The organism is Streptomyces sp. NPDC001401, assembly GCF_042895385.1.
Lineage (GTDB): Bacteria > Actinomycetota > Actinomycetes > Streptomycetales > Streptomycetaceae > Streptomyces.
Genome location: NZ_JBIAWI010000024.1, coordinates 109,865 through 134,814, shown reverse-complemented (window position 1 = coordinate 134,814; position 24,950 = coordinate 109,865). Strand labels below are relative to the sequence as shown.

25 protein-coding genes and 4 pseudogenes are annotated in these 24,950 nt (G+C 68.9%); 14 read left to right on the top strand and 15 right to left on the bottom strand.

The features are described 5' to 3' along the window. Positions 1–12: 12 nt before the first annotated feature. The gene (locus ACFY10_RS48480; RefSeq protein WP_390671807.1) at positions 13–720 is read right to left on the bottom strand and encodes a tetratricopeptide repeat protein; all 708 of its coding nucleotides are present in this window, start codon (positions 718–720) and stop codon (positions 13–15) included. Between the two features lie 367 nt (positions 721–1,087). Between ACFY10_RS48480 and ACFY10_RS48475 the strand changes: the two are divergent. Together ACFY10_RS48475 and ACFY10_RS48470 are read left to right on the top strand one after the other, a co-directional pair. Then, a pseudogene (locus ACFY10_RS48475) lies at positions 1,088–1,174 on the top strand (IS5/IS1182 family transposase); the annotation flags it as partial. A 279-nt stretch (positions 1,175–1,453) separates the two neighbouring features. After that, the gene (locus ACFY10_RS48470; protein ID WP_390671846.1) at positions 1,454–2,626 is read left to right on the top strand and encodes a N(5)-(carboxyethyl)ornithine synthase; all 1,173 of its coding nucleotides are present in this window, start codon (positions 1,454–1,456) and stop codon (positions 2,624–2,626) included. On the opposite strand, the gene ACFY10_RS48465 is transcribed toward ACFY10_RS48470, so the two are convergent. Next, positions 2,623–2,769, bottom strand: coding sequence for a hypothetical protein (locus ACFY10_RS48465; protein ID WP_390671806.1), 147 nt, complete (start codon positions 2,767–2,769; stop codon positions 2,623–2,625). The genes ACFY10_RS48470 and ACFY10_RS48465 overlap by 4 nt on opposite strands. An 11-nt stretch (positions 2,770–2,780) precedes the next feature. On the opposite strand from ACFY10_RS48465, the gene ACFY10_RS48460 reads away from it, so the two are divergent. The 3 genes from ACFY10_RS48460 to ACFY10_RS48450 all read left to right on the top strand — a co-directional run bounded on the left by ACFY10_RS48460 (position 2,781) and on the right by ACFY10_RS48450 (position 5,171). Then, a complete protein-coding gene (locus tag ACFY10_RS48460) occupies positions 2,781–3,623 on the top strand; it encodes an IS5 family transposase (protein ID WP_390671805.1) in 843 nt (280 codons plus the stop codon). Between the two features lie 136 nt (positions 3,624–3,759). Next, a complete protein-coding gene (locus ACFY10_RS48455) occupies positions 3,760–4,341 on the top strand; it encodes a TetR/AcrR family transcriptional regulator (RefSeq protein ID WP_390671804.1) in 582 nt (193 codons plus the stop codon). Between the two features lie 56 nt (positions 4,342–4,397). After that, on the top strand, positions 4,398–5,171 hold the full coding sequence (locus ACFY10_RS48450; protein WP_390671803.1) for an SDR family NAD(P)-dependent oxidoreductase: 774 nt from the start codon (positions 4,398–4,400) through the stop codon (positions 5,169–5,171). A 61-nt stretch (positions 5,172–5,232) separates the two neighbouring features. Here the strand turns inward: ACFY10_RS48450 and ACFY10_RS48445 are convergent. Continuing rightward, positions 5,233–5,361 (bottom strand): annotated as a pseudogene (locus ACFY10_RS48445) (IS5/IS1182 family transposase); the annotation flags it as partial. Positions 5,362–5,955: 594 nt separating this feature from the next. Next, positions 5,956–6,123, bottom strand: a complete 168-nt coding sequence (locus ACFY10_RS48440) for a hypothetical protein (RefSeq protein WP_390671802.1) — start codon at positions 6,121–6,123, stop codon at positions 5,956–5,958. 368 nt (positions 6,124–6,491) lie between these two features. Between ACFY10_RS48440 and ACFY10_RS48435 the strand changes: the two genes are divergently transcribed. Beyond that, the gene (locus ACFY10_RS48435; RefSeq protein ID WP_390671801.1) at positions 6,492–6,923 is read left to right on the top strand and encodes a peptidoglycan-binding protein; all 432 of its coding nucleotides are present in this window, start codon (positions 6,492–6,494) and stop codon (positions 6,921–6,923) included. A 42-nt stretch (positions 6,924–6,965) separates the two neighbouring features. Here ACFY10_RS48435 and ACFY10_RS48430 read toward each other — a convergent pair whose 3' ends face one another. The 5 genes from ACFY10_RS48430 to ACFY10_RS48410 all read right to left on the bottom strand — a co-directional run bounded on the left by ACFY10_RS48430 (position 6,966) and on the right by ACFY10_RS48410 (position 10,635). Then, positions 6,966–7,508, bottom strand: coding sequence for a hypothetical protein (locus tag ACFY10_RS48430; protein ID WP_390671800.1), 543 nt, complete (start codon positions 7,506–7,508; stop codon positions 6,966–6,968). Next, a complete protein-coding gene (locus ACFY10_RS48425) occupies positions 7,505–7,711 on the bottom strand; it encodes a hypothetical protein (protein ID WP_390671799.1) in 207 nt (68 codons plus the stop codon). The genes ACFY10_RS48430 and ACFY10_RS48425 overlap by 4 nt, the downstream gene beginning before the upstream one ends. A 160-nt stretch (positions 7,712–7,871) precedes the next feature. After that, the gene (locus ACFY10_RS48420; RefSeq protein ID WP_390671798.1) at positions 7,872–8,915 is read right to left on the bottom strand and encodes an LLM class flavin-dependent oxidoreductase; all 1,044 of its coding nucleotides are present in this window, start codon (positions 8,913–8,915) and stop codon (positions 7,872–7,874) included. Then, positions 8,912–9,136 carry a 4-oxalocrotonate tautomerase family protein gene (locus ACFY10_RS48415; RefSeq protein ID WP_390671797.1) on the bottom strand — a complete coding sequence of 75 codons (225 nt, stop codon included), beginning with the start codon at positions 9,134–9,136 and terminating at the stop codon, positions 8,912–8,914. Before ACFY10_RS48415 ends, ACFY10_RS48420 begins: the two co-directional genes overlap by 4 nt. Positions 9,137–9,147: 11 nt before the next feature. Continuing rightward, positions 9,148–10,635 carry an aldehyde dehydrogenase gene (locus tag ACFY10_RS48410; protein WP_390671796.1) on the bottom strand — a complete coding sequence of 496 codons (1,488 nt, stop codon included), beginning with the start codon at positions 10,633–10,635 and terminating at the stop codon, positions 9,148–9,150. Between ACFY10_RS48410 and ACFY10_RS48405 the strand changes: the two genes are divergently transcribed. Together ACFY10_RS48405 and ACFY10_RS48400 are read left to right on the top strand one after the other, a co-directional pair. After that, a complete protein-coding gene (locus ACFY10_RS48405) occupies positions 10,634–11,308 on the top strand; it encodes a flavin reductase family protein (RefSeq protein WP_390671795.1) in 675 nt (224 codons plus the stop codon). The two genes, ACFY10_RS48410 and ACFY10_RS48405, sit on opposite strands and share 2 nt — an antisense overlap. Before the next feature lie 35 nt (positions 11,309–11,343). Continuing rightward, the gene (locus tag ACFY10_RS48400) at positions 11,344–12,072 is read left to right on the top strand and encodes a GntR family transcriptional regulator (protein ID WP_390671794.1); all 729 of its coding nucleotides are present in this window, start codon (positions 11,344–11,346) and stop codon (positions 12,070–12,072) included. A 21-nt stretch (positions 12,073–12,093) separates the two neighbouring features. Here the strand turns inward: ACFY10_RS48400 and ACFY10_RS48395 are convergent. From ACFY10_RS48395 to ACFY10_RS48375, 5 genes and pseudogenes are all read right to left on the bottom strand, one after another. Beyond that, positions 12,094–12,315 (bottom strand): annotated as a pseudogene (locus ACFY10_RS48395) (hypothetical protein); the annotation flags it as partial. Between the two features lie 66 nt (positions 12,316–12,381). Further along, a pseudogene (locus ACFY10_RS48390) lies at positions 12,382–12,603 on the bottom strand (zinc ribbon domain-containing protein); the annotation flags it as partial. Positions 12,604–12,630: 27 nt separating this feature from the next. Continuing rightward, positions 12,631–14,151, bottom strand: a complete 1,521-nt coding sequence (locus ACFY10_RS48385; protein WP_390671793.1) for an alpha/beta fold hydrolase — start codon at positions 14,149–14,151, stop codon at positions 12,631–12,633. A gap of 715 nt (positions 14,152–14,866) precedes the next feature. After that, positions 14,867–15,103: a hypothetical protein gene (locus ACFY10_RS48380; RefSeq protein WP_390671792.1), complete on the bottom strand. Its 237-nt coding sequence runs from the start codon at positions 15,101–15,103 to the stop codon at positions 14,867–14,869. Beyond that, positions 15,100–15,438, bottom strand: coding sequence for a hypothetical protein (locus tag ACFY10_RS48375; protein WP_390671791.1), 339 nt, complete (start codon positions 15,436–15,438; stop codon positions 15,100–15,102). The genes ACFY10_RS48380 and ACFY10_RS48375 overlap by 4 nt, the downstream gene beginning before the upstream one ends. Positions 15,439–15,863: 425 nt before the next feature. Here ACFY10_RS48375 and ACFY10_RS48370 point away from each other — a divergent pair, with 425 nt between their 5' ends. From ACFY10_RS48370 to ACFY10_RS48345, 6 genes are all read left to right on the top strand, one after another. Beyond that, positions 15,864–16,877 carry a LacI family DNA-binding transcriptional regulator gene (locus ACFY10_RS48370; RefSeq protein ID WP_390671790.1) on the top strand — a complete coding sequence of 338 codons (1,014 nt, stop codon included), beginning with the start codon at positions 15,864–15,866 and terminating at the stop codon, positions 16,875–16,877. A gap of 159 nt (positions 16,878–17,036) precedes the next feature. After that, positions 17,037–18,284 (top strand): extracellular solute-binding protein, encoded by a 1,248-nt coding sequence (locus ACFY10_RS48365; protein ID WP_390671789.1) that lies wholly within the window; start codon positions 17,037–17,039, stop codon positions 18,282–18,284. A gap of 19 nt (positions 18,285–18,303) precedes the next feature. Next, positions 18,304–19,287 carry a carbohydrate ABC transporter permease gene (locus tag ACFY10_RS48360; protein ID WP_390671788.1) on the top strand — a complete coding sequence of 328 codons (984 nt, stop codon included), beginning with the start codon at positions 18,304–18,306 and terminating at the stop codon, positions 19,285–19,287. Beyond that, positions 19,284–20,108 carry a carbohydrate ABC transporter permease gene (locus ACFY10_RS48355; protein ID WP_390671787.1) on the top strand — a complete coding sequence of 275 codons (825 nt, stop codon included), beginning with the start codon at positions 19,284–19,286 and terminating at the stop codon, positions 20,106–20,108. Before ACFY10_RS48360 ends, ACFY10_RS48355 begins: the two co-directional genes overlap by 4 nt. Positions 20,109–20,187: 79 nt before the next feature. Continuing rightward, positions 20,188–21,924: an amylo-alpha-1,6-glucosidase gene (locus ACFY10_RS48350; RefSeq protein ID WP_390671786.1), complete on the top strand. Its 1,737-nt coding sequence runs from the start codon at positions 20,188–20,190 to the stop codon at positions 21,922–21,924. Between the two features lie 146 nt (positions 21,925–22,070). Beyond that, complete coding sequence (locus ACFY10_RS48345; protein WP_390671845.1) at positions 22,071–23,849, top strand: RICIN domain-containing protein; 1,779 nt, start codon at positions 22,071–22,073, stop codon at positions 23,847–23,849. Positions 23,850–23,911: 62 nt separating this feature from the next. On the opposite strand, the gene ACFY10_RS48340 is transcribed toward ACFY10_RS48345, so the two are convergent. Next, positions 23,912–24,913, bottom strand: a complete 1,002-nt coding sequence (locus ACFY10_RS48340) for a glycoside hydrolase family 43 protein (RefSeq protein WP_390671844.1) — start codon at positions 24,911–24,913, stop codon at positions 23,912–23,914. Positions 24,914–24,950 lie beyond the last annotated feature (37 nt).

Below are 24,950 nucleotides of genomic sequence, written 5' to 3'. Positions count from 1 at the left end.
CAGCGGGTCAGGTCAAGCGCCATCAATGCGGTCGAGCAGCTCCCGTGCCTCGGAAGTGCGGCGGTGGTCCGGACCAAAAGCGGCCAGACAAGCATCGTGGGCGGCAGCGGCCCGGGTACGGGCCTCGGTACCGCGGCCCAGCCCCAGGAGGGCGGTGGCGACGGCCAGTTCAACGGCGCCGGTCTCTGGGCGGCGCTGCTCCTCGGGCAGGCTGCGGCGCAGCTCGTCGGCCCGCTCCGCCTCGACAAGCGCCTCCTCGTGGCGGGCCTGGCCGTTGAGGCTGCGGGCGAGTCCGAGCCGCAGGACCAGCGTGAAGCGGTCCAGTACGCGATGGGCGACCAGGGCCTCGCAGGCGAGCGCCTCTGCCTCGGGATGGCGGCCCTGTGCGTTAAGGGCGTAGATCAGTCCGTTGCGGGCAGCCGCCGCTATGAGCGGCATCTCCGGCTCTTTACCGCGGGTCGCGGCGCGAGCGACGGCCGCGCACTCTGCCTCGCATTCGGCGTGCCGACCGAGCGCGCTCAGCGCCTGGGCGCGATCCGAGCGCAGTTTCAGGGTCTGCGGGTGTTCGGCGCCGAAGATCCTGCCGAAGACCGGCAGCAGTGCGTCATATCCGGTGACAGCTTCGGCATGGCGGCCTTGGGCGCCCGTCGCGAGCGCAGCGATGCTCAGCGCCAGCGGCGCGTACATGTCGTCGCGCGGGCGGGATCGGGCCGCAGCCACGGCGCGGGCTTCGGCTTCCGCCTCGGCATAGCGCCCCGCCTGGTACAGGGCTGTGGCCTGGGACAAAGGGGATCTCGTCTTCTGCCCGGCGTTGTTTCGGCCACGCGGCCGGAAGAGTTTCATGCCCGGAGCATACGGATGCTACGCACGCCCGTTCGAGGAAGAGGTGAGAGTCGGCGACGGGCCGCGCCGTCCGCGTGGCGAGCGGGCAGTGCAAACTCGCACCACACCGCCGGGACGCGAGGTGTTGAACAACAAGCTGAGCGCCAGAGTGGCCAGCCGAGATGCACTATGGCCAACTGAAGCGCTCGGTCACACCGCGTACCTCAGCAAGATCGTGTTACGAGTTCTAATGGTGACCGCATGCCGCTTCGCGGTGGTCCCGCGCCGTTGGGTGGTGGAGCGGACATTTGCCTGGCTGGGACGGCGTCGGCGCCTGTCGAAGGAATACGAGTACCTGCGCGTCTGCTCGGAGAACGCCATCTGCCTCTCCATGGCCATACTCCTCGCGCCGCCTCGCAAGACCAGCCCGCTGACAGGTCTTTCAGACGTCCTCCAGACCTGGACCTGTGGATCCTTCGAGCTCAAACGAGCGGCGGGCGCTGAGCGGCCGGCACCGGAGTACGGTGGCGGTACCGAGCGCACCTCGCACGCCGTCATCCATTTCGGCGTCGCCCTCGGGGAACGGCAAGGCCGGAGCACATCGCGTCCGGTCGGAAATGAGCCGCCCCACATGAGCCTGATGAGCCTCGCAGTACTCGCCTCCTCCCACAAGGAGAACGAGTTCCGGCTGCCCCTGCACCCCAGCCACCTCGAACGGATCGCCCCGGAGCTGCGCGAGAGGATCTTTCTCGAACAGGGCTACGGCCGACGGTTCGGCGTCCCCGACGACGCGCTGCGCCCCCTCGTGGCGGGCCTGCGCTCGCGCGAGCGACTCCTCGCCGAGTGCGACGTCGTGCTGCTGCCCAAACCGATGCACGACGACATCGCCGCGCTGCACGAGGGCCAGGTGCTGTGGGGATGGCCGCACTGCGTGCAGGACGAGAAAATGACCCAGATCGGCATCGACCGACGGCTGACCCTGATCGCCTGGGAAGCCATGAACCACTGGACCTTCACGGGTGCCTTCAGCGTCCATGTGTTCCACAAGAACAACGAGCTCGCCGGCTACTGCTCGGTGTTGCACGCCCTGCAGCTCGGCGGGCTGACCGGTAGCTACGGGCGCCGCCTGCGGGCGGTGGTCATCAGCTTCGGCGCCACGGCGCGCGGAGCGGTCACGGGCCTGGGCGCCATGGGGGTCACCGACGTCACCGTGCTCACCCAACGCGCCGCGGCGGCGGTGGCATCACCGATGCCCTCGGTAGTGATGGGCCACTTCGAGGAGCAGGAGGACGATCCCTCGCGCCTGCGGGCAATCACCGCGGCCGGTTCCAAGCCGCTGGCGGAGTACCTGGCTGGGTTCGACATCATCGTCAACTGCGTCCTGCAGGACACCGACGCGCCGCTCATGTTCGTCACCCACGAGGAACTCGCCCTCTTCCGGCCGGGAACCTTCTTCATCGACGTCGCCTGCGACGAGGGCATGGGCTTCGCATGGGCCCACCCGACCACCTTCGGCGAGCCCATGCCCTCGGTGGGATCGGGCTGCCACTACTACGCGGTGGATCACAGCCCGTCCCACCTGTGGAACTCCGCCACTTGGGAAATCAGCGAGGCGCTCCTTCCCTACCTGCGCAAGGTCATGAAAGGCCCCGCGGCATGGGACACCGACGTCACGATCAGAAAGGCCATCGAGATCCGCGACGGCGTCGTCCAGAACCCGAAGATCCTTTCCTTCCAGCACCGGTCAGCCGCCTACCCCCACGCTCCCGAAGTCCCGGCGACTCCGCTGAGCTCAGAGGTCTAGTACGCCAGCGCGTTGAGGATCTCCCGCTCCGCACCGGAAAGATCCGTCGAGTAAGAGGTCGCGCGGATAGGCGCGTTGGGGACACCGGCAACAGAACGGGCACAGGTCCCGGTGATCATGGAGTTGCGACGCTCTGTGATCACGGAGGAGACCTGTGCCCGCGCTGCCATCATGGCTCACGGAACCGCTCTGGGACCAATTCGCGGCCCTGCTGCCCGGGCGGGCGGAGTACCACCCGGACCATCCGCTCGGCTGCCACCGTCGGCCCATCAGTGACCGGATCGTCTTCGACAAGATGCTGCAGCTGCTGCGCTTCGGTTGTTCTTACGAGGCCATCGCCGACACGACCTGCTCGGCCACCACGATCCGCAGCCGCCGCGACGAGTGGATACGACTGGGCGTCTTCGCCCGGCTCAAACAGATCGCGCTGGAGTCCTACGACCGGATCGTCGGCCTCGTCCTCGACCAGATCGCCGTGGCCGGCTCCATCACCAAGGCGCCCGGAGGCGGCGAAGTGGCCGGGCGTTCCCCGGTTGACCGCGGCAAACAGGGCCTGAAACGCTCGGGCATGACGGACGGATACGGCATTCCGCTGGGTCGTGTCCTGGCCGGTGCCAACCGGCACGACTCCCCGCTGCTCGCCCCGACCCTGGACCGCTTGGACGACCTGGGGCCGCTGCCCGTCGACGTCACCGTGCACCTGGACGCCGGTTATGACTCGGACAAGACCCGCACTCTGCTCAGCGAACGCGGCCTGCACGGCCGCATCGCACACAAAGGCGAGAAGGCGCCCATCCAGGCCAGTCAGCGTTGGCACGTGGAACGTACCCACGCCTGGCAGAACGCCTTCTACCGGCTCGCCCGCTGCTACGAACGGCGCACCGCCGTCATCGACGAATTCTTCGACCTCGCCGACACGATCATCACCGTGCGCAGCCTGATCCGGCAGGCATGGACGACTCACCGCTGGGACCAACGCCCGAGCCGCCGCCCATGACCTATCCGCACCACCTCCCTAACGGCTCGGTTATCAAGTGACCCTCCGATCGCCGAAGTGGCTTGACCTGCGAAAACGGACTACGGGGTGCGGGATTCCCGCATGAGCGCCTATAGCGGTGCTATAGTCTGTAGCTGTGCTACAGAACATGGTCGGTGACGCCCGCGAGCGAATGCTTGCGGCGGCGTTCGAGATCGCCACGCGCGACCGTGTCGACGCGGTCTCCACGCGCGCGGTCTGCGCCGCCGCGGGTGTACAGGCTCCGTCGCTATACCACCACTTCGGCGACCGGGCGGGACTGATCCGCGCTGTCGTCGATATCGCGTTCGAGGAGTACTTCCACCGCAAGGACGCCGTTATCGCGACGGATGACGCGGATCCACGCACCCGCGTCGCCGCTGGATGGGACGCGCACGTCGCGTTCGCGCTCGCCTACCCGGGTCTCTACCCGGCGATGTACCCGACATCGGGCCCGCTGCCAGGGCAGGTTGAACGAAGCGGTGCACTGCTGCGCGCCGGGTTCGACGAGCTTGAGCAAGTAGGTGCCCTCCGGCCCGGGATCACCGCGGCGCTGGCGACGAACGCGCTCCGCGCGGCCCTACGCGGCGTCGCCCATGCCGTCGCCGCGAACCCTGGAAGCGACGACAACGACTTGACGTCCGTCGTCGTCCGCGACGCTCTCATCAAGGCGCTCGTCGCCGACCCGGCACGCGGCTGACCAATTGGCGATCCGACCCCGGATCGAGTGAGAACCCTTACAACGGAGCAACAACCATGACTGACCTGCTCGCAGGCAAGACCATACTCATCACCGGCGCCTCGTCCGGTATCGGCAGGTCCGCCGCGCTTCTGTTCGCCCGCGAAAGCGCGAACGTCGTCATCACCGCCCGCCGCAAACCTGAACTCGAGCGTGTCGCTAAGGACATCACCGCCGACGGAGGCAACGTCCTCGCCATTCAGGCCGACACCACCAACGCCGAAGAGATACAGCGAGCCGTCGCGGCCGCGGTCGAGGAGTGGGGGCGCCTCGATGGCGCTCTGAACAACGCAGGCCGCAGCCAGGGCGGCGGCCGCCTCGCCGAGGTCACCGACGAGACCTTCGACTCCGTCCTCGAGACCAACTTCAAGGGCGTATGGCTGGCGATGCGCGCCGAACTGCAGGCGATGACCGCGCAGGGGACCGCTGGTGGCTCGATCGTCAACATCAGCAGCATCGGTGGCACCTTCGGCGCCGCCGGGCAGAGCGTGTACGGGGCGACGAAAGCTGCCGTCATCGCCATGAGCCGAGCCGCCGCCGCCGAATACGGCCGCGACGGTGTCCGTGTCAACGCGATCGCGCCCGGCGCCACGATGACCGAGATGATGGTCGCTTGGCAGCAGCGCGACCCAGGCATCGTCGAGCACCTCAGCTCCCTCGCCGCCCTCGGCCGCCCTGGCCAGCCGGACGAGATCGCCGAAGCCGCCGCCTGGCTCCTCAGCGACCGCGCGAGCTACGTCACCGGCATGGCCCTCGGCGTCGACGGCGGCACCGCCCCCTGGCCGCACTGAGCTGAGTCATACTGAGCCGCGCCGCCACCCCATTCGAGCCGTGCGGCACACGCAAGTGTGGCAGCCGGTCGCTGATGCGTCGGCGGTGACAGCCAAGTGGATGGTCAGGGTGGTACTCCGGCCGCTCGGGCAGCAGGCCCTCGAATTGGCCCCAGAGTGATTCAGTCAGCCATGACGGCAGCACGGGCACAGATCTCCCCTTTGATCACAGAGCGTCGCAACTCCACGATCACCGGACCGCGGGTGTTCGAGGGCCAGCGCCTGTGGCGCGTGCCCGTTCTGCTGCCGGTATCCCCCAACCGCGCCTATCCGCGTGACCTCTAACGGGTACGCAGCCCGCACACCTCAGCCCCCGAAAGTGCGCCACCACCCCGCTACCAGGCAACTTGGCCGCTGACAGGCTTTTCAGACGCCCTCTGGGCCGCCCGCCCACGCACCCCATGCAACAGTGAGTGGGCGGACCCACGAACTGCTCGCCTCGGTCTGAAGGTTGGGAAGCGTGCCGGCCGGAGCGAGGAACAGACGCCCGCTTTCCTGAAGGACCGGAACTTCCGGCGGGCGGGCCTAGGGTCCTGTCACCCTCAACGCCCGCTCGTCGGACGACAGTCGCATCACGGCCCGCTGCAGCTCCCCCGCGGCGGGCCGCCATCGTTCCCGGCGCCACCGAGCCGGACTCGGCGGCAAAGGGCTACGCATCTGCCGCGTGCTCCCTCGATGGTGCAGCCGACCCCGTCGGCCTGACACACTGCTCAGGCGAGGAGCCACTCTCCGAACGCGGCCCTGATCAGCGCAAGAATCCCAAGTACAGGATCGCGGCAAGGCCAATGATCACAGGCCAGGCCACCAGCAGAATGCAGCCCTCCGACTCCTTGGCCTCTTTGACGGTCCCTACGACGGCCAGGACCACGAAGACGATGCCCATCCCCCAGAACATGATGTGCACTTGATCCATCGCCAAGTGCATGCGTCCCTCACGGTCACCAGGGGACAGCTTGACTTACGCACCTCAACTGGGCGCTCGGCCGGACGGCGTAGCCGAAGCGCATTTCCAACCCACGCACGTGCGTCCGTAACCCCGCGACGGACGCAACTGTTGCCGTCCAGGCAACGGTTGGACTGGCCACCGTGGATCAGGTGCAAGGGGTGCCGTCAACGAGACCGCAGGTCGACGCGGCTACCGGATCGCGTTACCCACCACTCCGTGGGCCGGAGACCCACGCAGACCCGGCCACGCGCGCCAACCTTGCCCCGAGATGCAACGCGAGAGACGGGAGCGCACGATGAGAGAAGGGCTCCCCCCCCTCCTTGGAGGTGATGAGGATGCGACCCGCCCTCAGCGCAGCCGCGGCCCTGTTTCTCGCCATCGCCCTGGCAGGAAGCCCGGCCGCCGCAGCGCCACATGACACCCCGCAGTCAGTGAATGCCCGGGCCGTCAGTGCAGCCGCATACAAGTTGAACCATCCAAGAACCCTTCCCGCCCAGGGACCGGACGATGTGTGCTACTACACGAACCGCCGCCCTAACCTGCACCGTGGCTCCTCGGGGCGAGCGGTCGCTCAACTCCAGTGCTATCTGAACGCGGCCATTGATGCCGGCCTCGACGAGGACGGCAGTTTCGGCGGCGTCACCCGGGGTGCCGTGAGGGACTTCCAGATTTGCGCGGACATCACTGTCGACGGCCGCGTCGGAGCGCAGACCTGGTCGTTCCTCTCCTTCTGGGCAAACTCCACAGATGCACCTTTCTCATGCTGAGAGCTGTAGCCAGGTGACGACGGTCCGCCGCAGGGATGCTCTCTAGGCCTGCGGCGGAGGTACGCCGTTGACCCGCTGACCGGGCTGGCGCGGTGGAAGCCGGTCCATGCCCGGCCGGTTGGCCGCGTCGGTGTTCCAGCCAGCTCGGAACATGTCGTCGCGCAGGATCGTGACCTCGTCGGCCAGCGCCTCCATCTCCTCGACCGAGGTGGAGGAGACGCGATAGCCCAGGTTCTTCCGCACGGGGTTCATGGCCTCAAGGCCGTTGCCGGTCTCGGCGGGCGTGTAGATGGCGTGGACGATGGTGTTCCTGCGGTCGCGGCACTTCTCCGCACGGACGCGGCAGGCGGAGATCTCAGCGACGTCATCGGGCGCCTGGTGCCCGATATCGAGAGCCGGTTTGCAGAACTCGATGAGCTTGCTGGTGTTCTGGCTGTTGGCGTACAGGAGCAGCGTCGATTCGTGAGCGATCGCACCGAGCAGACCCTTCTGGGCTATATCGAGCTCGGCGCCAGCGACCGTGACACGACCAACAGCCTCGAGAAACGGATTTCGCTCCCGCCCAGGCTCGTTGTTGAGGGTCATGCCGGCCAAGAGTACGGAAAGGGCGGGCCTCGCTGGAGGAACGCCTTCTCGACATCTCTGGCCAGCTTGTCCATGGTCACCGCATTGCCCTCGATCTTGAACAGGAAGTGGTTGTGCACGACCACTCCGCCTCGGGTCCCGTCCATCGGCATACCGGCCCACGTCGGCGTCCCCCTCTCGCCGCAGCCCTGCTGCACGGACATGGCCATTCCGCGTGCCGCGACGAGCGCGTGCTTGCTGCTGCGGGTGATGCCGTGTGCGAAGCCGAGCGCCGTGAAGTCGCCGAGGTCCGGAAAGGCGGCTGCTTCGTTGGCTGCGGGGTGAGGGTCCGGGCCAGAGGACGGCGACGCCGGGCAGTGCCGGCTACTGGAATGCCGGCATGACCTCCTTGATGAACAGTTCCAGCGACTTGCGCTTCTCCTCGTGCGGCAGGCTGGTGTCGATCCAGAAGCTGTACTCGTCGATGCCGAGTTCCTCGTAGGAGCGCAGTCGTTCGATCACTTCGGCAGGGGTGCCGATCATCGCCGTCCTGTGCAGCGACTCCGGTGCGAACTCGGGGCGGTCTGCGAACTTCGACTCGGGGCTGGGGTCGAGGAACCCGTTGCGCGGGGTGGTTTGGTTGCCGAACCAGGCGTCGAAGGTCCGGTAGAAGCGGCCGATCGCCTCGGCGGCCGGCCGCCACCCCTCGGGCTCGTCGGGGGAGTGGACGTGCGTGTGGCGCAGCACCATCAGCTCGGGACGCGGCACCTCGGGGTGGTTGGCGACCGCGGTGTCGAACTTGCGCTTCAGGTCGACGACTTCCTCGTCCCCCTTCATCAGCGGGGTGACCATGACGTTGCAGCCCTGGGCGACGGCGAAGTCGTGCGAGTCGGGGTCGCGGGCGGCGATCCACATGGGCGGGGTGGGCTGCTGCACCGGCTTGGGCACGCTGGTCGACGTCGGGAACTGCCAGACCTCGCCGTCGTGGGCGTAGTCGCCCTGCCACAGCGCCCGCACCGCGGGCACGAGTTCGCGCAGGTGCTTTCCTCCCTCGCGGGCCGACAGCCCGCCCGCCAGCCGGTCGAACTCGAACTGGTAGGCGCCCCGGGCGAGTCCCACCTCCATCCGGCCGTTGCTGATGACGTCGAGCAGTGCGCACTCACCGGCGGCCCGGATCGGGTTCCAGAACGGGGCGACGATGGTCCCGGCGCCCAGGCGGATGGTTGTGGTCTGCGCGGCCAGGTGGGCGAGGAGCGGGATGGGGCTCGGGGAGATGGTGTACTCCATCGAGTGGTGCTCGCCGATCCACACGGTGCCGAACCCGCCGGCCTCGGCCATCAGGGTCAACTCGGTGAGATTCTCGAAGAGTTGGCGGTGGCTGACCTCCTCGTCCCAGCGCTCCATGTGGACGAACAACGAAAACCTCATGACTGCTCCTGCTCTTCGTCTCGCGGGCCGGCGGCGTCCAGCTCGGTGAGGGTGATGTCGCCGGTGGCCCAGTGCGACCGGGGTACCTCGTGAACGACGACACGGATGTATTCGGGCCGGGTGTCGGTGGTGCGCAGGACCGCCGCGTGCACTTCGTGCAGCAGGGCCCGGATCTGGGCCGGGGTGCGGCCCTCGGCGAGGGTGATGGCGACCTGTGGCATGTGGGCTCCGATCAACTGCGCATGGTGAACGGGTCGGCCACCGGCTCGTCGCTGGTGTTGATCCACACGCTCTTGAGGCGTGTGTACTCCTTGATGGACTCGGTGCCGTGCTCGACGCCGACGCCGCTGGTCTTGAAGCCCTGCCGCGGGGACATGGGGGACATGGCCCGGTAGGTGTTGACCCAGACGGTCCCGGCGTCGAGCCGCGCCGCCATGCGGTGCGCGCGGGCGAGGTTGGTCGTCCAGACGCCGGCCGCGAGTCCGTAGTCGGTGTCGTTGGCCAGCCGTACGACCTCGTCCTCGGTGTCGAACGGCATGACGGCCAGGACCGGGCCGAAGATCTCCTCACGTACGACGCGCATGCCGTTGTCGACGTCCACGAGGATGGTGGGTTCGTAGAAGTAGCCGCCGAGCCCGCCGTCGGTGGGCTGCCCGCCGGTCAGCACCCGGGCGCCTTCGCCGCGTGCGAGGTCGACGTATCCGGCCACCTTGTCGCGCTGGGCGGCGAAGGCCAGCGGGCCGAGTTCGGTCTGCGCGTCCAGGGGGTCGCCGATGCGGATGGTCTTGGCGCGTTCGGCGACCCGCTCCAACAGCTCGTCGTAGACCGACCGTTGGGCGAAGACGCGGCTGCCCGCGATGCAGGTCTGTCCGGCGGCCGCGAAGATGCCGGCCACGACGCCCATCGCCGCGTTCGCGACGTTGGCGTCCTCGAAGACGATGTTGGGGGACTTGCCGCCGAGTTCGAGCGTGGAGCCGATGAACCGGCTCGCGGTCGCCGCCGCGATACGGGCCCCGGTGGCGGTGCTGCCGGTGAAGGAGATCTTCGCGAGGTCGCGGTGGTCGACCAGGGCCTGTCCCGCTTCGGCCCCGAACCCGGTGACGACATTCACCGCGCCCGGCGGGAACCCAGCCTCCAGGGCCAGTTCGGCGAGGTTGAGGATGCTCGCCGAGGTGTGTTCGGAGGGCTTGATCACGACGGTGTTGCCGGCGCAGAGAGCCGGGGCCAGCTTGCTGGTGGTCAGCGTCAGCGGGGAGTTCCAGGGCGTGATCGCTCCTACGACGCCCAGCGGCTCCCGGGCCGTGTAGTTCAGCACCTGGCGGTCGGAGGTCGGGATGAAGTCGCCGTGGATCTTGTCGGCGAGACCCGCGTAGTAGTGGTAGTACTCCGGCAGGGTGGCCAGCTGCCCCCGCATCTCGCGCAGCAGCTTGCCGTTGTCCAGCGTCTCCGTCCGGGCGAGGTCCTCGGCGTTCTCGGCGATCAGCTCACCGAGGCGGCGCAGCAGGTGGCCCCGGCGCGTCTGGCTGAGGTCGCGCCAGCGCGGGTCCTCGAAGGCGCTCTTCGCGGCGGCGACGGCCCGGTCCATGTCGGCGGCATTGCCGCGCGCGGCCCGGTAGAGGACCTCGCGGGTGGCCGGGTTGGTGCTCTCGAAGTACTCGCCCGACGCGGGCTCCACCCGCGCCCCGCCGATGAAGTGCTGCAACGTGGTGAGGTCAGACATGAGCACACTCTCCGAGGAAGGTGGTGAGGGAGTCGACCAGCGCCCGGGGACGCTCGACGGGCAGCATGTGACGCGCCTCGGGGACGACCACCGCCCGGCAGTCGGGAAGGGCCGCGGCCAGCCGAAGGGTCATCTCGGGGGTGGAACCAGGGTCGTTCTCCCCGGTCACGGCCAGTGCGGGTACTCCACCCCCGACATCGACGTGATGAAGCAGGTGAACCGGCAGTTCGTCACCGGTGTCACGGTCGTGACCGCGATGGATGGAGAGACCCCCCGAGGGCTGGCCGTCAACGCGTTCTCGAGTATCTCGCTCGACCCTCCCACGGTGATGGTGTGCGTCCAGCACACCTCCTCCACCCATGACTGCCTGTTCCGGGCGGACCACCTCGCGATCAACATCCTGTCCACCGACCAACTCGACGTCGTCGGCACGTTCGCGAGCAAAGCCGCCGACAAGTTCAGGGACCTGGACTGGGAGAGCGGCCCGTTCGGCAGCCCGTTGATCGCCCGCAGCAGCGCGCAGATGGAAGTACAGATTCGCGAGCGGCTGCGGGCCAGTACGCACACGGTCTTCATCTGCCGCGTGGTGCACGCCGCGGTCACCGAGCTCCACCCCATGGTCTACAGCGCGGGCAAGTTCTTCGACGGCGGGGCACTCACGTCTCTGGGATGATCCAGTGGGCGGTGCGGGAGACGGAGGAGCACTCGGTGAATCGCGCGAAGAGCGAACCGGAGAGCGAACCGAAGAACGAACCGAAGAACGGATCGATGCAGGCCACGGTGATCGCCGAAATGCGCAGGCGCATCATCAAGGGCGATATCGAACCCGGAGCCTCGCTCTCGGAGCTCGCTCTCGCGGACGAGTTCGGTGTGAGTCGTACGCCGGTGCGCGAAGCCCTCAAGCAGCTGCAGACCGAAGGGCTCGTCGAAGTCCGGCCCCGCGTCGGGACGTTCGTGACCATCCCCTCCCGCCGTGAGATCACGGAACTCTTCGAGATGAAGGAACTCATCGAGGGCGCGGCCGCGCGCCTCCTCGCCCAGCGCGGCCGTGTCCCGGAGATCGCCTCGCTCGAGCGGAACCTGCGCGAGGCCGATGCGGCGGTGGAGCGCGACGACCGGGAGCGGTACGCGGCGTTGGTGCAGGAGTTTCACGACCTGCTCATAGCCGGCTCCGACAACAGCAAGTTGCAGGCCCACTACCGGATCCTGATGAATCAGCTCGCGTACTCCCGGCTGGTGAACACCTCGCTGAGCCAGCCGGGCCGCGCCACCCAGTCCGACCGCGAGCACCACCTCGTCCTGGAGCTGATCCTGGCAAAGGACGGCGACAGCGCCGAGCGCGTGATGCGCGAGCATGTCAGGGCCAGCCGGCGCGCTCTGCTGGCGAGCCTGCCCATCGGCGGCCGACGCGAGAGGTCGGGCGACGCGGGTTCCTGACCTCGGGCTCGCCCAGCCTGTTCATTGCGTCCAGTCCGGTCGCACCTCCCGCGCATACGGCGCGACGACGATGCGGTCGATCAGCGGCGCGAAGAGCGAGCGGAGCAACACCCCGGGATTGTTCCGATGGAAGCTGCGCGGGAAGCCGACGCGCTGCATCTCGCCGCCGTTGACGGTGATGTCGGCGTGGCGGGCGAGTGGGTCCGGGTTGTAGCGGGTGGCCTCGGACTGCTCCGGGTCGGATTGACTTGCTCCTCGGGCCGAAGCCCGAGGATTCTGGCCTTCTCTCGCTGCTGTGCCGCTGTGCTGCTATGCCGCATGAGCTTTGCGAGGGAATCCGTGGCTTCCTGCTTCGTCGCGCTGTGCCAGAACGGGTTCTGGACTTATCGGCGCTCCACAGGCTGATACCGCTAGTCCGGCGGCCTTCTTCACATTGCGGGCCGAGTTGATGTCCCGGTCGAGGACGGCTCTGCAAACGGGGCAGGTCCATTCCCGGATGTGGAGGGGCTTGGGGCCATCCACATGGGCGCAGTACGCAACTGAGGGCCCGGGGCAACTCTACGGGCTGGCGCTGGCCACGCCGCTTTCGTCGACGGTGAACTGTCCGTTCGCGGCGCCGTTGAAGGTCCCGCTCCTGATCCACTCGATCAGCGCCGCCTTGACCGTGGCATGGGGGCCGGCCCACGGTTCGCCGGGGCGCCCGCCGTAGGGCGTTCCGGACTCCGGTGTGCAGCGTGGGCCGGAGCAGCCCTCCATCTGCATCTGGTGGCTGGCGCACTGGACCTGTACGAGCACCTTGTTCGTCATCGACGCCGGGAGCGCGTTGAAGATGGCGGACGAGTTGGCCGGCGGGGCGGTGGCGTCGTCGAGACCGTGGAGGACCAGCGTGGGCGGGGTCAGCTGCCCCGCGACGGCGGTGTTCCAGCCGTAGTTGGAGAACGTCGGCGAGCGGTCGAGGCCGGTCGGGTTGCCGGGGTCGTCCCCTCCCCAGTTCCGCCCCTCGGTGTCCTGCTCCATGATCTGCTTCCAGAACTGATCCTGGCTGCCGGGGATGACACGCCCGGTGCACGCGGCCTCGCGATCCGGCGGAAGTACCGGCGCCCCCGGGCGGCGGTCAAGCGTCAGCGGGAACGTGACGAAGCCCGTCGGGGGCGTCGTCTCCTCAGTCGGTCCGCCGAAGAGCGACGACAGGAACACGGCACGGTTGACCTTCGCGATGACGGCGGGGCTTCCGGGGAGGACCGGGTTGGCTGCGTACAGCGTCCGCCCGACGCGCGGCCCGCCGAGCGAATAGCCGAGCAGGGTGACCTTGCCGTCCGTCGGCTGCGCGCGCGTGATGGCGTCGTCGATGACCTGGCGGATGTCGCGTACCCAGACGTCCATGCGCGCAAAGCGGTGATTGCTCGAGTGTGCGCGCCTCTCCCCGCCCAGCGGATTGGTCAGGAGCAGGGTCCCCTGCTGATCGAGGGTGAAGATCGGGTTGTGGGTGCGGTCGCACCCCTCGGGGTACGGACAGGTGCCGTCCGCGAGATAGGGCCTGAGGCTCGCGTTGCCGGGATCGTTCAGGCCGTCGTCGAAGCGCGTCGAGTGGCCGTAGCCGAGCAGGCTCGGGGCGAAGGTGTCGATTCCCGCCCGCGCGAGTCCTTCCTGCATGCTGAGCGAGCCGCCTTCCGGGGCGGGGGAGCGCAGGTCGAAGGCGGGCGAGGCGGTGATGGCGCGGCCGTGGATCAGCACTGCGGCCCTGTTGGGCACTCCTGGGCATTTGCCGTTCGCGTACACCGGCTGGACGCGATGCACCTGGATCCTCGCCGGGCGCCCGTCGAACTGAGGGTCCGGCATGAGCCCCGGCGGCACCGTGAACCTCAGCCAGTGATCGCGGGTGGCGACGCCGGTCGGCACCTCGTTGCATTGCTGGGCCGACGGCTGGGTGGCAGCGGCCGTCGATGTCGTGCTGGAGCCGAAGGAACTCAGGATCAGGCAGGCGGACAGCAGGAGCCACCTCGTCCGGGCCCCGGACCTTCGGCGTCCCCCGGTCCGCGCCCGTCGCCCGCGCTCCACCGAGGCCGCCAGTAAGCCCATTCTCCGGAGGATCCCACTGTGTCGTCGAGTCATGCGCGGTGCTGCCATGCCCAAACCTCCTGCCGCTGGACGCAGGTGAAGCCGACTCTCATCAGTGTGACCAGCAGGCACGTAGAGAGCGCCCCGCGCACGGGGTCACAGGTGGCACATCGGCGCGCCTGTGCGCGGGGCGCGTTCACCCTCGCCCCGGGGCGGTGGCCGGCGCCCCATATCCCCGCGCGGTCGCAGAACTTGGAGGCCGGAAGCTCCTGGCGCCACCACGCTCCCTGCGACCCACACGGTGGCACGGCCCCTCAATCACCAAGGAATACGCGACAGTCGATTACGTGAGCTCACCAGTACCGAGGACCGTGTCCTTGATCCCCTCGATCCAGCACGTCCGGGCAGCGCGAGAGGGCGCCGCCACCCTGCGGGCCGCCTCCGAGGCTCATGCGGGCCAACTCGACGGTTGTGACCGCACTTCACTGACAGTCAGGGCAGATGCATTGTTCGTTCCTACGTCCCGGGGGCGATGTCTACGAAGGCGTGGCCAGGTTTCGAGATCTATTGCGGAATCGCGGTCAGAACCGCAGAACCGGCGGGTATGAGCCCTGCCCGGCTCCGCAAAGACCAGGCGATCACAGCGCTCCGCGCCGCGGATGGTGCACACTCCGGGTCTGGCACCGCCGGACCACCAGATGCGGCGACGCCTCGCGTCGTCACCCTCGGATTCGCTTCACCACCGGGCTGACGCGCCCGATGCACTGACGGTCCACCAGCCGTCGGCGGGCAGCGGCGCATACCCGGCGACCTGCGCCTCCGCGCCCCCTCCGCTGCTGGTCACCGCGGTGCGCAGCACGCTGCCGTTGTACGGCCGGGTGAACAGGTACCTGGTGGTGTCGGTGCCGAGGTCGAAGATCCGCTGCCAGGCCGACTTGTCGCCGCTGTACTTCACGCGGGCCGAGACCGTCAAGTCGCTTGCGTCGCCCGGCACTTCGCGGGCAGACGGACATACGCGCCGCCGGAGCCGGGCGCCCCGCCGGGCAGGGCCGGCGCCTTGCCGCCGTCCGTGCCCGCGACGGATGGGGCGGTGGAGGCGTTCACCAGGGTCGCCGTCAGGCCGTTGCCGGAGCTGTCGGTGATCCTGCCGGAGGCGAGGTCGTCCTGGTCGAAGGTGTAGTGGGCGGTGGGTCGGGGCGTATCGGCTGCCTGTGCGGGGACGGCCGGTGCGGCCGGCAGGCCTGCGCCCAGCGCCGGCGCCATGGCGGCCGGGACCCGGTGCCGGGCGGATCTGTCAGCGGATGGCATGGATTGCGTCCTCAATCCTTGTGTATCAGCGCATCGGCGCATCGACATGCGTCGAACCGGTTCGATCACGGCCGCTGCGACCGTGAGGGAGTCCGTCCAGTCGGCAGGTGAAGAGGCCCCGCCTGCCCGGGGAGGGTGCGGAACCGGCCCACGCCCGTCGGGAGGAGTACTTCATCGAACCGGTTCGGGGAAGCTAGCACCGGGAATCCCGGCCAGCAATCCCCTCGACCCGAAGAAATCGGGACCTTCCGACGGATGCGGAAGTGGCGTCAGGGGTGTTGACAGGCGCCCGGTCAGTTCCTACCGTCACTTGACGCGAACCGGTTCGACAATCGGTTCTCGTTCTTCGTTCCACCCCACACCCTCACGGCCGGCGAGTACTCTCTCCACCGAGGAGTCGAACCGGTTCGAGCAAGGAGCCACCCGTGAACATCGGTGAGATCGCCCGGCGAGCCGGTGTCTCGCGGAGCACCGTCTCCTACGCACTGAGCGGCAAGCGCCCCGTCTCGGACGACACCCGCCGGAAGATCCAGCAGGTCATCGACGAGCTGGGCTACCGCCCGAACGCCAGCGCCCGCGCCCTGGCCAACGGCCGGACCAGCACGATCGGCCTGGTCTTCCCGCCCGCCGGCAACCACTACACCGGCATGCAGCTCGACTTCATCGGCAGCGTGGTGGAGGCCGCCGCGGCCTACGACTACGACGTACTCCTCTCCCCGAGTGGCGTGGACAGCGACCGCTCGTTCCAGCGGCTGCTGGGGGAGCGCCGGGTCGACGGCGCGATCCTGATGGAGATCAGACTCGAGGACGACCGGGTCGATCACCTGGCCGCCCTGGACTTCCCCTCCGTGGCCATCGGCCGTACCGCCCACCCGGAGGGCGGCTGGTGGGTCGGCCTGGACCACACCGCGCTGGCGGCGGCCTGCGTCCACCACCTGGCGGATCTCGGCCACCGCCGGGTCGCCTTCGTCAACCGTCCCGAGCAGCTGCTGCGGGCCGGATACGAGTCCGCGCACCGCGGCCTGGACGGCTTCACCAAGGCCGCGGCCGAGCGCGGGCTGACCGTGCGGACGTACTGCTGCGGGGACGACGCCGCGTCCGGCCAGGCCTGCCTGGAACAGATCCTGCACGACGACCCGGCGACCACCGCCCTGGTCACGCTGAACGAGGCCGCGCTCGGCGGCCTCTACCGGGGGCTGGCCCAGGCCGGCCGCCATGTACCGCGCGACTTCTCCGTCACCGGGGTCGTCGCCGGCCGCTGGGCGGAGACGGTGACCCCGCAGCTCACCGCGGCCGACGTACCGGCGGAGGAGATGGGCCGCCGCGCCGTCGACCTGCTGGTCGAGCGACTCGACCACCCCGACGCCCCGCCCCGGCACCACCTCCTCGCGCCCCCGATCTCCCTCCGCGCCAGCACCGGGCCCGCTACGGCTCCCTGACCTCGGTCCCTGACCGCACCCACGTAACCCCTCGCCTCACGTAGGTCCTTTCACCTCACCGGACGCCCGAACCGCTCGACAGCGCTGTTCGCCGTGCCCGTTTTCCCTCACCACCCGTGCCCTCGGCACCCGCATGCCCAAAACAAAGGAACCCTCGCAATGAACAGCTCCTCCAGACAGCGCCGTCTGACCGCCGCAGCCGTGACCGCACTCGCCGTGGCCGTCAGTGCCACCGCCTGCTCCTCCGGCTCGGGCAGCACCGACACCAAGGGCGCCGGCGGCGGGACGTACACCATCTGGGACCCGTACCCGCAGTTCGACAAGACCTCGGACTGGGCGAAGCTGCTGGACCAGTGCGGCACCAAGGCCGGAGTGAAGGTCAAGCGGACCGCCTTCGACACCAGCGACCTGGGCAACAAGACGCTGCTGGCGGCGCAGCAGGGCAACTCGCCGGACGTGCTCATCGTCGACAACCCGGTGGTGTCGACCCTGGCCGAGGCGGGCGTGCTCACCACGACCGACGACAACAAGCTGGACACCTCGAAGGTCGACCCCAACCTGCTCGCGGCCGGTCAGTCGGGCGGCAAGACCTACGGCACGCCGATCGGCGCCAACACCCTTGCCCTGTACTACAACAAGAAGGTGCTGAAGACGGCCGGGGTCGACATCTCCTCGGTCAAGGACTGGAAGTCGCTGACGGCGGCGCTGGCGAAGGTCAAGAAGGCCGGCAAGAAGGGCATCACCTTCTCGGCGATCGGCACGGAGGAGGGCAGCTTCCAATTCCTGCCCTGGTTCTGGGGATCGGGCGCCAAGCTGACCGAACTCGGCTCCTCCCAGGCCGTGTCCGCGCTCTCCCTCTGGAAGGGCTGGCTGAAGCAGGGCTACGCCCCCAACTCGGTGCTCAACAACACCCAGACGACCAGCTGGCAGGAGTTCGCGAGCGGCGACTACGCGTTCAGCGAGAACGGCACCTGGCAGCTCGCCAACGCCAAGAAGGCCGGCCTCGACTACGGGGTACTGCCCATCCCGGCCGCCACGGGCGGCAACGCCGCGGCCCCGACCGGCGGCGAGTTCGTGACCCTCCCGGTCCAGAAGGACACCGGCCGCCTGGCCACCACCCAGAAGCTGGTGACCTGCCTGACCAGCACCGACAACCTCAACACGACCGACACCACCCTGTCCTACGTGGCCCCCACCAGCGAGGTCCAGGCCAAGCAGGTGGCCGCGAACGCCGAGTTGAAGCCGTGGGTGGACGCGGTCAAGGCGGCCAAGGGCCGCACCAGTGACGAACTGGGCACCAAGTACCCCAAGATCTCCGAGCAGATGTGGAAGGCCGTCCAGTCCGCCCTCAGCGGCTCCAAGTCGCCCAAGGACGCGCTGACTTCGGCTCAGTCCGCGGTCAAGTGACATCAGCCCGGTGAACCCCATGAAGCAGACGACACATCCGCCGGACCACCGGCCCGCGGGCGTCCGGAACGGGGCGGCCCCCGCCGCCCCGCCCCCGGCCCGCGGCAGAAAACGCCGCCGGCCCACCTCCACCCAGTGGGCCGCCTGGGGATTCCTCGCCCCGGTGACCCTCTACCTCGCCCTCTTCTACGCCTATCCGCTCTACCGCAACCTCGACCTGAGCCTGCGCAACTACACCGTCCGCTCCTTCGTCCAGGGCGACGCCCCGTTCACCGGCCTGGCGAACTACCGCACCGTCCTCGACGACCCGACCTTCGCCCCGGCCCTGCTCCACACCGCCGTGTTCACCGCCGTGTGCCTGGTCTTCCAGTACGCCATCGGGCTCGCCCTCGCGGTCTTCTTCAACCAGCACTTCCGGCTCTCGGCGACCCTGCGTGCCCTGTTCCTCGTACCGTGGCTGCTGCCGCTGATCGTGTCGGCCTCCACCTGGTCGTGGATGCTCAACACCGACTCCGGCATCGTCAACGCCACCCTGCACGCCGTCGGCCTCGCCCCGGTGAACTGGCTGACCTCGCCGTCCTGGTCGCTGACCTCGGTGATCATCGCGAACATCTGGATCGGCGTCCCGTTCAACCTGGTCGTGCTCTACAGCGGCCTGCAGTCCATCCCGGCCGGCCTGTACGAGGCCGCCGCCCTCGACGGGGCGGGTGCCTGGCGCCGGTTCTGGAGCATCACCTTCCCGCTGCTGCGCCCGGTCTCCGCGATCACCCTGCTGCTGGGGCTGGTCTACACGCTCAAGGTCTTCGACATCATCTGGATCATGACCAAGGGCGGTCCGGCCGACTCGTCCACGACCTTCGCCACCTGGTCCTACCAGCTCGGCTTCGGCAACCTCCTGCCCGCCTTCGGCCCGGGAGCGGCTGTCGGCAACCTCCTCGTGGTCGCCGCCCTGGTCTTCGGCCTGGTCTACGTCCGGGTGCAGAGAAAGCAGGCGCTGTCATGAGCCCAAGCCGCAGGCATACGTGGGTGAAGACCACGATCGGCGTCGTGCTGACCGGGATCATGCTCTTCCCGGTGTACTGGATGCTCAACGTGTCCCTCACCCGCGACCAGGACATGCGCAAGAGCCCGCCGGACCTGTTGCCGCTGCACGGCACCCTGGCCGGCTACCGCACCGTTCTCGACGAGCAGTTGCCCTACCTCGGCACCAGCCTGGTCATCGGCCTGGGCACCGTCCTGCTGACCGTGCTCCTGTCCGCGCCCGCCGGCTACGCCCTGGCCAAGCTGCGCCCGCGCGGCGGCGGCGTCCTGAGCTTCGTCCTGCTGGCAGCGCAGATGATCCCCGGCATCATCATGGCGATGGGCTTCTACGCCATCTACCTCCAACTCGGGCTGCTCCAGTCCGTCCCCGGCCTGATCGTCGCCGACTCGACCCTCGCCGTCCCGTTCGCGGTCCTGATCTTCACTGCGTTCATGTCGGGCATCCCCGGCGAACTGCTCCAGGCCGCGCAGATGGACGGAGCCAGGGCCCTGCGGACCTTCTGGTCCGTCGTGCTGCCGATGAGCCGCAACGCCGTCGTCACGGTGTCCCTGTTCGCCTTCCTGTGGTCCTGGTCCGACTTCGTCTTCGCCAGCACCCTGGTCAACGGCGGCACCCATGAGCCGATCACCCTCGGCATCTACCACTACATCGGCAACAACAACCAGCAGTGGAACGCCATCATGGCCACCGCCGTCGTCGCCTCGCTGCCGGCCGCGGTGATCCTCGTCCTCGCCCAGCGCTACGTCGCCGCCGGCGTGACCGCGGGCGCCGTCAAGGACTGAGCCCCGCCCAACCCGCCACAACGACCGACCAGTTGCCGGTCGGCTGCTGCCCCCTGCCCCAGAAACGAGTCACGCCACCATGACCGCCGCCCCGTCCGGCCCGGCCTTCTCCGTCCACGACATCCCGTTCAGCACCTACGGATCCTGGTTCGACATCTCGCCCGTCGTGGCGGAGAAGACGTACGCCGAGGACCTCCACCTCGTCTCGCACCAGAACGGCATGCACGCCGTGCTGCGCCTGGCCCCCCTGAACACGACGACGGGCGACCGCGCCGAGACCCGCGTCGAGGCGAGACCGGGCCTGCTCAGCTGGATCGGCGAGAGCGGGCGCGTCGACCTCGCCTACGAGTCGTCGGACACCGTACGGCTGCGGGGGAGCGGCCTGGGCATCGGCGTCCTCGCCGCCGCGCAGGCCCTGACCCCGTTCAGCGGCACGTACTTCTTCCACGACCCGGCGGCCGACGCGCACGTGTTCACGTCGTACGAGACCGGACGCCGTTACCGCGTCACCGTGCTGTCCGGCACCCTCGACGAGGCGGCCGGGGCCCAGGCCCTGGGCAGCGGCGGCCGCGGTCTCACCATCACCGAGGAGGGGGACGGCGGCTGGGAGATCGCGGTCGAGGAACTCGACACCGCCCGCCCGCCGTACACGACCTCGGCGGCCTTCGAGGACATCGTGGAGTCCGCGCGGCGCGCGTTCGCGGACTTCGTCGACGCGGTGGCCCCCTGGCGCTCGTCCGCCACACCGGCCGCCGAACTCGCCGCCTACGTGGTGTGGTCGGCGACCGTACGGCCGACCGGGCTGGTCACCCGGCCCGCCGTGCTGATGTCCAAGCACTGGATGGACAAGGTCTGGAGCTGGGACCACTGCTTCAACGCCCTTGCGCTGGCGCCCGGTTGCCCCGAACTGGCCCTCGACCAGTTCGCCCTGCCCTTCGACCACCAGGACGACAGCGGCGCCCTGCCCGACTCGGTCACCCACTCCGAGGTCCTGTACAACTTCGTCAAGCCGCCCATCCACGGCTGGGCCTTCGGCCACCTGCGCCGCCGCCTGCCGACACCTCCCGATCAGTCCCAACTGGCACAGGTGTACGCCATGTTGGAGCGCTGGACCGACTTCTGGCTCACCGCACGAAGAGCCCCCGACGCCGAACTGCCCTACTACCAGCACGGCAACGACAGCGGCTGGGACAACGCCACCACCTTCGACCCCGAGCGGGTGGTCGTCACCGCAGACCTGGCCGCCTTCCTCGTGCTCCAGCTGCACGAACTCGCCAGCCTGGCAGGGGAGTTGGGCAAGGAGGACGAGGCACGCCGGTGGACGGCCGCAGCGGAGCAGACGCAGACGGCGCTGCTCGACCAGCTGTGGACCGGCGACCGGTTCGTCGCCCGAGGAGTCGCCACCGGGAACACCTGGAGCAGCGCCGGCCTCCTCGACCTGATGCCCGTCGTGCTGGGCGAGCACCTGCCCGCCGAGGTCAGCAGCGCACTGGCCGACCACATCAAGGCCCACCTGACGCCGTACGGCCTGGCCACCGAACTGACCACCTCGCCGCACTATCTCGCCGACGGCTACTGGCGCGGCCCGATCTGGGCCCCCGCCACCGTCCTCGTCGAGGACGGCCTGCGCCGCGCCGGCCACCAGCGCCTCGCGGACGACATCAGCGCCCGCTTCCGCGCCCTGTGCGAGACCCACGGTTTCGCCGAGAACTTCGACGCCCTCACCGGCACGGGTCTGCGCGACCGCGCCTACACGTGGACCGCCAGCAGCTACCTCCTGCTCGCGGAAGCACACGCCCACCGAGACGGCCGCTGAACGGCCGCCTCCCACACCGCCCCGGGACCGCACGGGCCCGGTGATCCTCATCCCCCACCAGGAGCCGCACAATGAACTCGCCCACAACACCCCCCAGACTCACAACCCGCACCAGGCGCCGAGCCGTCTCCTCCGTCGCCGTCCTCATGGCCGCCCTGGCCTCGACCCTGATACCGGCCGCCCCCTCCCGGGCCGCGGACACGAGCGTCACCGTCGACTTCGCCAACGCCGGTGGCGCCCCCACGTACCGGGCCTCCGGAATGATCTACGGCATGACGCCGAACGGCTCGCTCCCGCAGGACCACTTCTTCAAGGACATCAAGTGGCACTTCATGCGGGCCGGCGGTGCCCAGCTCAACAGCGGCGGCTACGCCACCAGCCTGGCCGACTACCAGACCCGCTGGAACGCGACCCTGGCGCAGTACAAGCGCACCGCCGCCCTCGGCGGCACCTTCGTGCTCCTGCCGCACGACCTGTGGGGCGCCGACAGCACCACCCACGTGGGCTGGCCCGGTGACAACGGGAACTGGACGCAGTTCGACAACTTCGTCACTCAGCTCATCAACGACGTCAAAGCCAACAACATGACGGTCCAGTGGGACCTGTGGAACGAGCCCGACGGCAGCGGCTTCTGGGGCGCCTCGCAGGCGCAGTACCTGCAGATGTGGTCGCGGTTCCACGCCCGCGTCCGGGCGGCGTTCCCGGGCCAGCTCATCGTCGGCCCCAGCATTGCCGGCCAGCCCACCTCCTCCAACAGCTGGTGGACCACGTATCTCAACTACGTCAAGGCCAACAACGTCGCCCCCGACATCTACAGCTGGCACGACGAACCCGCCGACCCCGTCCCGGGAGTCTCCAGCGCCAACTCCACCCTCGCCTCCGCGGGGCTGACGAACACCCGCCCGTACCAGATCAACGAGTACGCCGCGCTCTCCCAGCAGAACCCCGGTGGCGGCGCCTGGTTCATCGGCCGCCTGGAGCGGGCCGGCGCCGACGGTCTGCGGGGCAACTGGGCCTCCGGCACCGCTCTGCACGACGACGAGGCGAACCTCCTCACCAAGAACAGCGCGGGCCAGTACCTGCCCCTGGGCGAGTGGTTCATGTACCGCTACTACGGCTCCCAGACCGGCAACATCGTCAACCTCGTCCCCGGCTCCGGCACCGACGGCCTCGCCACCAAGGACAACACCGCGAAGAACGCCAAGGTGCTGCTCGGCAGCAACGGCAACACCGGCAACGTCGCCGTCAACCTCACCGGCCTCAACGCCACCTCGGTGGTGGAGAACGGCCAGGTCCGCGCGGTCGTCCAGCGCGTCCCGTACAACAACGGCGCCGCGGTGGCAGGCCCGGAGACGATCTCCGACACCACCCTGAACGTCAGCAACAACGCGGCCTCGGTGAGCCTCCCCTGGAGCAACGCCAAGGACGGCTACACCGTCACCCTGCTGCCGCCGTCCAACACCACCGTCTCCACGGTCGCGGTCAGCGAGAACAGCGGCCAGTGCCTGGACGACACCAACCTGAGCACCGCCAACGGCACCCAGTACCAGCAGTACCTGTGCGAGGGCGGCTACCAGCAGATGCTCGACCTCAAGCCGGTCAGCGGCAAGACCAACACGTACACGGTCGTCAACGAGCTGAGCGGCAAGTGCCTCGACGTCTCCGGGGCGTCCACCGCCGACGGGGCGGCCGTCATCCAGTACACCTGCAACGGCGCCACCAACCAGCAGTTCACCCTCAACCCCGTCACCGCGCTCGGCAACAGCAAGGACTACCAGCTGGTCGCCGTCCACAGCGGCAAGTGCGTCGACGTCTCCAACGTCTCGACCACGCCCGGCGCGCTGATCCACCAGTGGACCTGCGATGCGGCGAGCGCACTGAGCACCAAGAAGAACCAGATCTGGCGGCTCGTCGGCAAGAGCTGACGGCTCGTCTCGGACCCGTGGCCGTCCGGCGTCGCTGCCGGACGGCCACATGTGTTGCGCCGTCATCCGCCGCCGTCGAGGTCGGTGCGTTGCCGGAGCACCCGCAGCTCGTGGCCGAGGAGCTGCATCTCGTACAGCTTCCCGCGCGCGTTCTCGAACGGGCGGTGCAGGACCATCATCAGCCGGTCGTCGAAGGTGCGGAAGAGCATGCCGTGACCGCTGTCGTCGCGCACCAGCGGCCGGCGCTGCTGCCACGGCCCGGTGATCTCTCCGGACTCGGAGACGGCATAGGTCTGCACATAGCCGCCGCTGACGGTGCCGTCCTTGCCGGCCACGTTCTTCTCGTACGTCGACCACAGCATGAGCAGCGACCCGTCAGGGGTGCGGTACAGCTGGGGGCCGTCGGTGATGTAGGGCGCAAGCTGGTGCGGGACGCCGCTCGGGATCTGCTCGCCGATCCAGAACGCGTCCGAGGCCTTGAACAGGAAGACCGGATCTCCGACGGTTCCCGTCAGGTCCGGGGCCAGCCGGATCGCCTCCATGGTGCCGTCGACTGTCTGCAGCCACTCGTGCGCGTACACCATCCAGGGCTGCCCGGCCGGGTCGACATGGAGCGTGCCGTCGAGGGTCATCAGGTTCTCGGGCGGGGTGGGGCGTGCGGGGTCGACGGCGGTGAAGGGACCCAGCAGCGAGTCGGACACCGCGGTGATCGTGCCGCGCAGGTGGTTCGGGAGCTGGAACGGCGTGCCCCATGGGCCCGCGGATGGCACCGGAAGCGGCTTGTCCTGGTTGTGGAGCGTGGTGAACAGGTAGTACCGGCCGCCCAGTTCGTGGACCTCCGGTGCCCATCCGCCGTCGGTCGCCCAGATCCCGCTCTGCTCGGCGGCGCGGAAGACCACCACGGGGCGCATCCAGTCGCGCAGGTCGTGGCTGCGGTAGACCATCGTGCCGGTGCCGTCCACGCCCGATACGGACGGGTCGTTGGAGGTGTAGAGGTAGTACGTGCGGGTCGCCTTGTCGGCGACGACGAACGGGTCGTGCAGCGGCATGTCGGGGAGGCGCATCAGCTCGGTCTCAGGCACCGTCGAAGAATACGTACCG

Excerpts from the sequence above, each read along its gene's own strand:
- ACFY10_RS48470 (WP_390671846.1), top strand. The coding sequence starts at position 1,454 with ATGAGCCTGATGAGCCTCGCAGTACTCGCCTCCTCCCACAAGGAGAAC.
- ACFY10_RS48450 (WP_390671803.1), top strand. The coding sequence starts at position 4,398 with ATGACTGACCTGCTCGCAGGCAAGACCATACTCATCACCGGCGCCTCG.
- ACFY10_RS48440 (WP_390671802.1), bottom strand. The coding sequence starts at position 6,123 with ATGGATCAAGTGCACATCATGTTCTGGGGGATGGGCATCGTCTTCGTG.
- ACFY10_RS48435 (WP_390671801.1), top strand. The coding sequence starts at position 6,492 with ATGCGACCCGCCCTCAGCGCAGCCGCGGCCCTGTTTCTCGCCATCGCC.
- ACFY10_RS48430 (WP_390671800.1), bottom strand. The coding sequence starts at position 7,508 with ATGACCCTCAACAACGAGCCTGGGCGGGAGCGAAATCCGTTTCTCGAG.
- ACFY10_RS48425 (WP_390671799.1), bottom strand. The coding sequence starts at position 7,711 with ATGTCCGTGCAGCAGGGCTGCGGCGAGAGGGGGACGCCGACGTGGGCC.
- ACFY10_RS48420 (WP_390671798.1), bottom strand. The coding sequence starts at position 8,915 with ATGAGGTTTTCGTTGTTCGTCCACATGGAGCGCTGGGACGAGGAGGTC.
- ACFY10_RS48415 (WP_390671797.1), bottom strand. The coding sequence starts at position 9,136 with ATGCCACAGGTCGCCATCACCCTCGCCGAGGGCCGCACCCCGGCCCAG.
- ACFY10_RS48405 (WP_390671795.1), top strand. The coding sequence starts at position 10,634 with ATGAGCACACTCTCCGAGGAAGGTGGTGAGGGAGTCGACCAGCGCCCG.
- ACFY10_RS48410 (WP_390671796.1), bottom strand. The coding sequence starts at position 10,635 with ATGTCTGACCTCACCACGTTGCAGCACTTCATCGGCGGGGCGCGGGTG.
- ACFY10_RS48385 (WP_390671793.1), bottom strand. The coding sequence starts at position 14,151 with ATGGGCTTACTGGCGGCCTCGGTGGAGCGCGGGCGACGGGCGCGGACC.
- ACFY10_RS48375 (WP_390671791.1), bottom strand. The coding sequence starts at position 15,438 with ATGCCATCCGCTGACAGATCCGCCCGGCACCGGGTCCCGGCCGCCATG.
- ACFY10_RS48365 (WP_390671789.1), top strand. The coding sequence starts at position 17,037 with ATGAACAGCTCCTCCAGACAGCGCCGTCTGACCGCCGCAGCCGTGACC.
- ACFY10_RS48360 (WP_390671788.1), top strand. The coding sequence starts at position 18,304 with ATGAAGCAGACGACACATCCGCCGGACCACCGGCCCGCGGGCGTCCGG.
- ACFY10_RS48355 (WP_390671787.1), top strand. The coding sequence starts at position 19,284 with ATGAGCCCAAGCCGCAGGCATACGTGGGTGAAGACCACGATCGGCGTC.
- ACFY10_RS48350 (WP_390671786.1), top strand. The coding sequence starts at position 20,188 with ATGACCGCCGCCCCGTCCGGCCCGGCCTTCTCCGTCCACGACATCCCG.
- ACFY10_RS48345 (WP_390671845.1), top strand. The coding sequence starts at position 22,071 with ATGGCCGCCCTGGCCTCGACCCTGATACCGGCCGCCCCCTCCCGGGCC.
- ACFY10_RS48340 (WP_390671844.1), bottom strand. The coding sequence starts at position 24,913 with ATGCGCCTCCCCGACATGCCGCTGCACGACCCGTTCGTCGTCGCCGAC.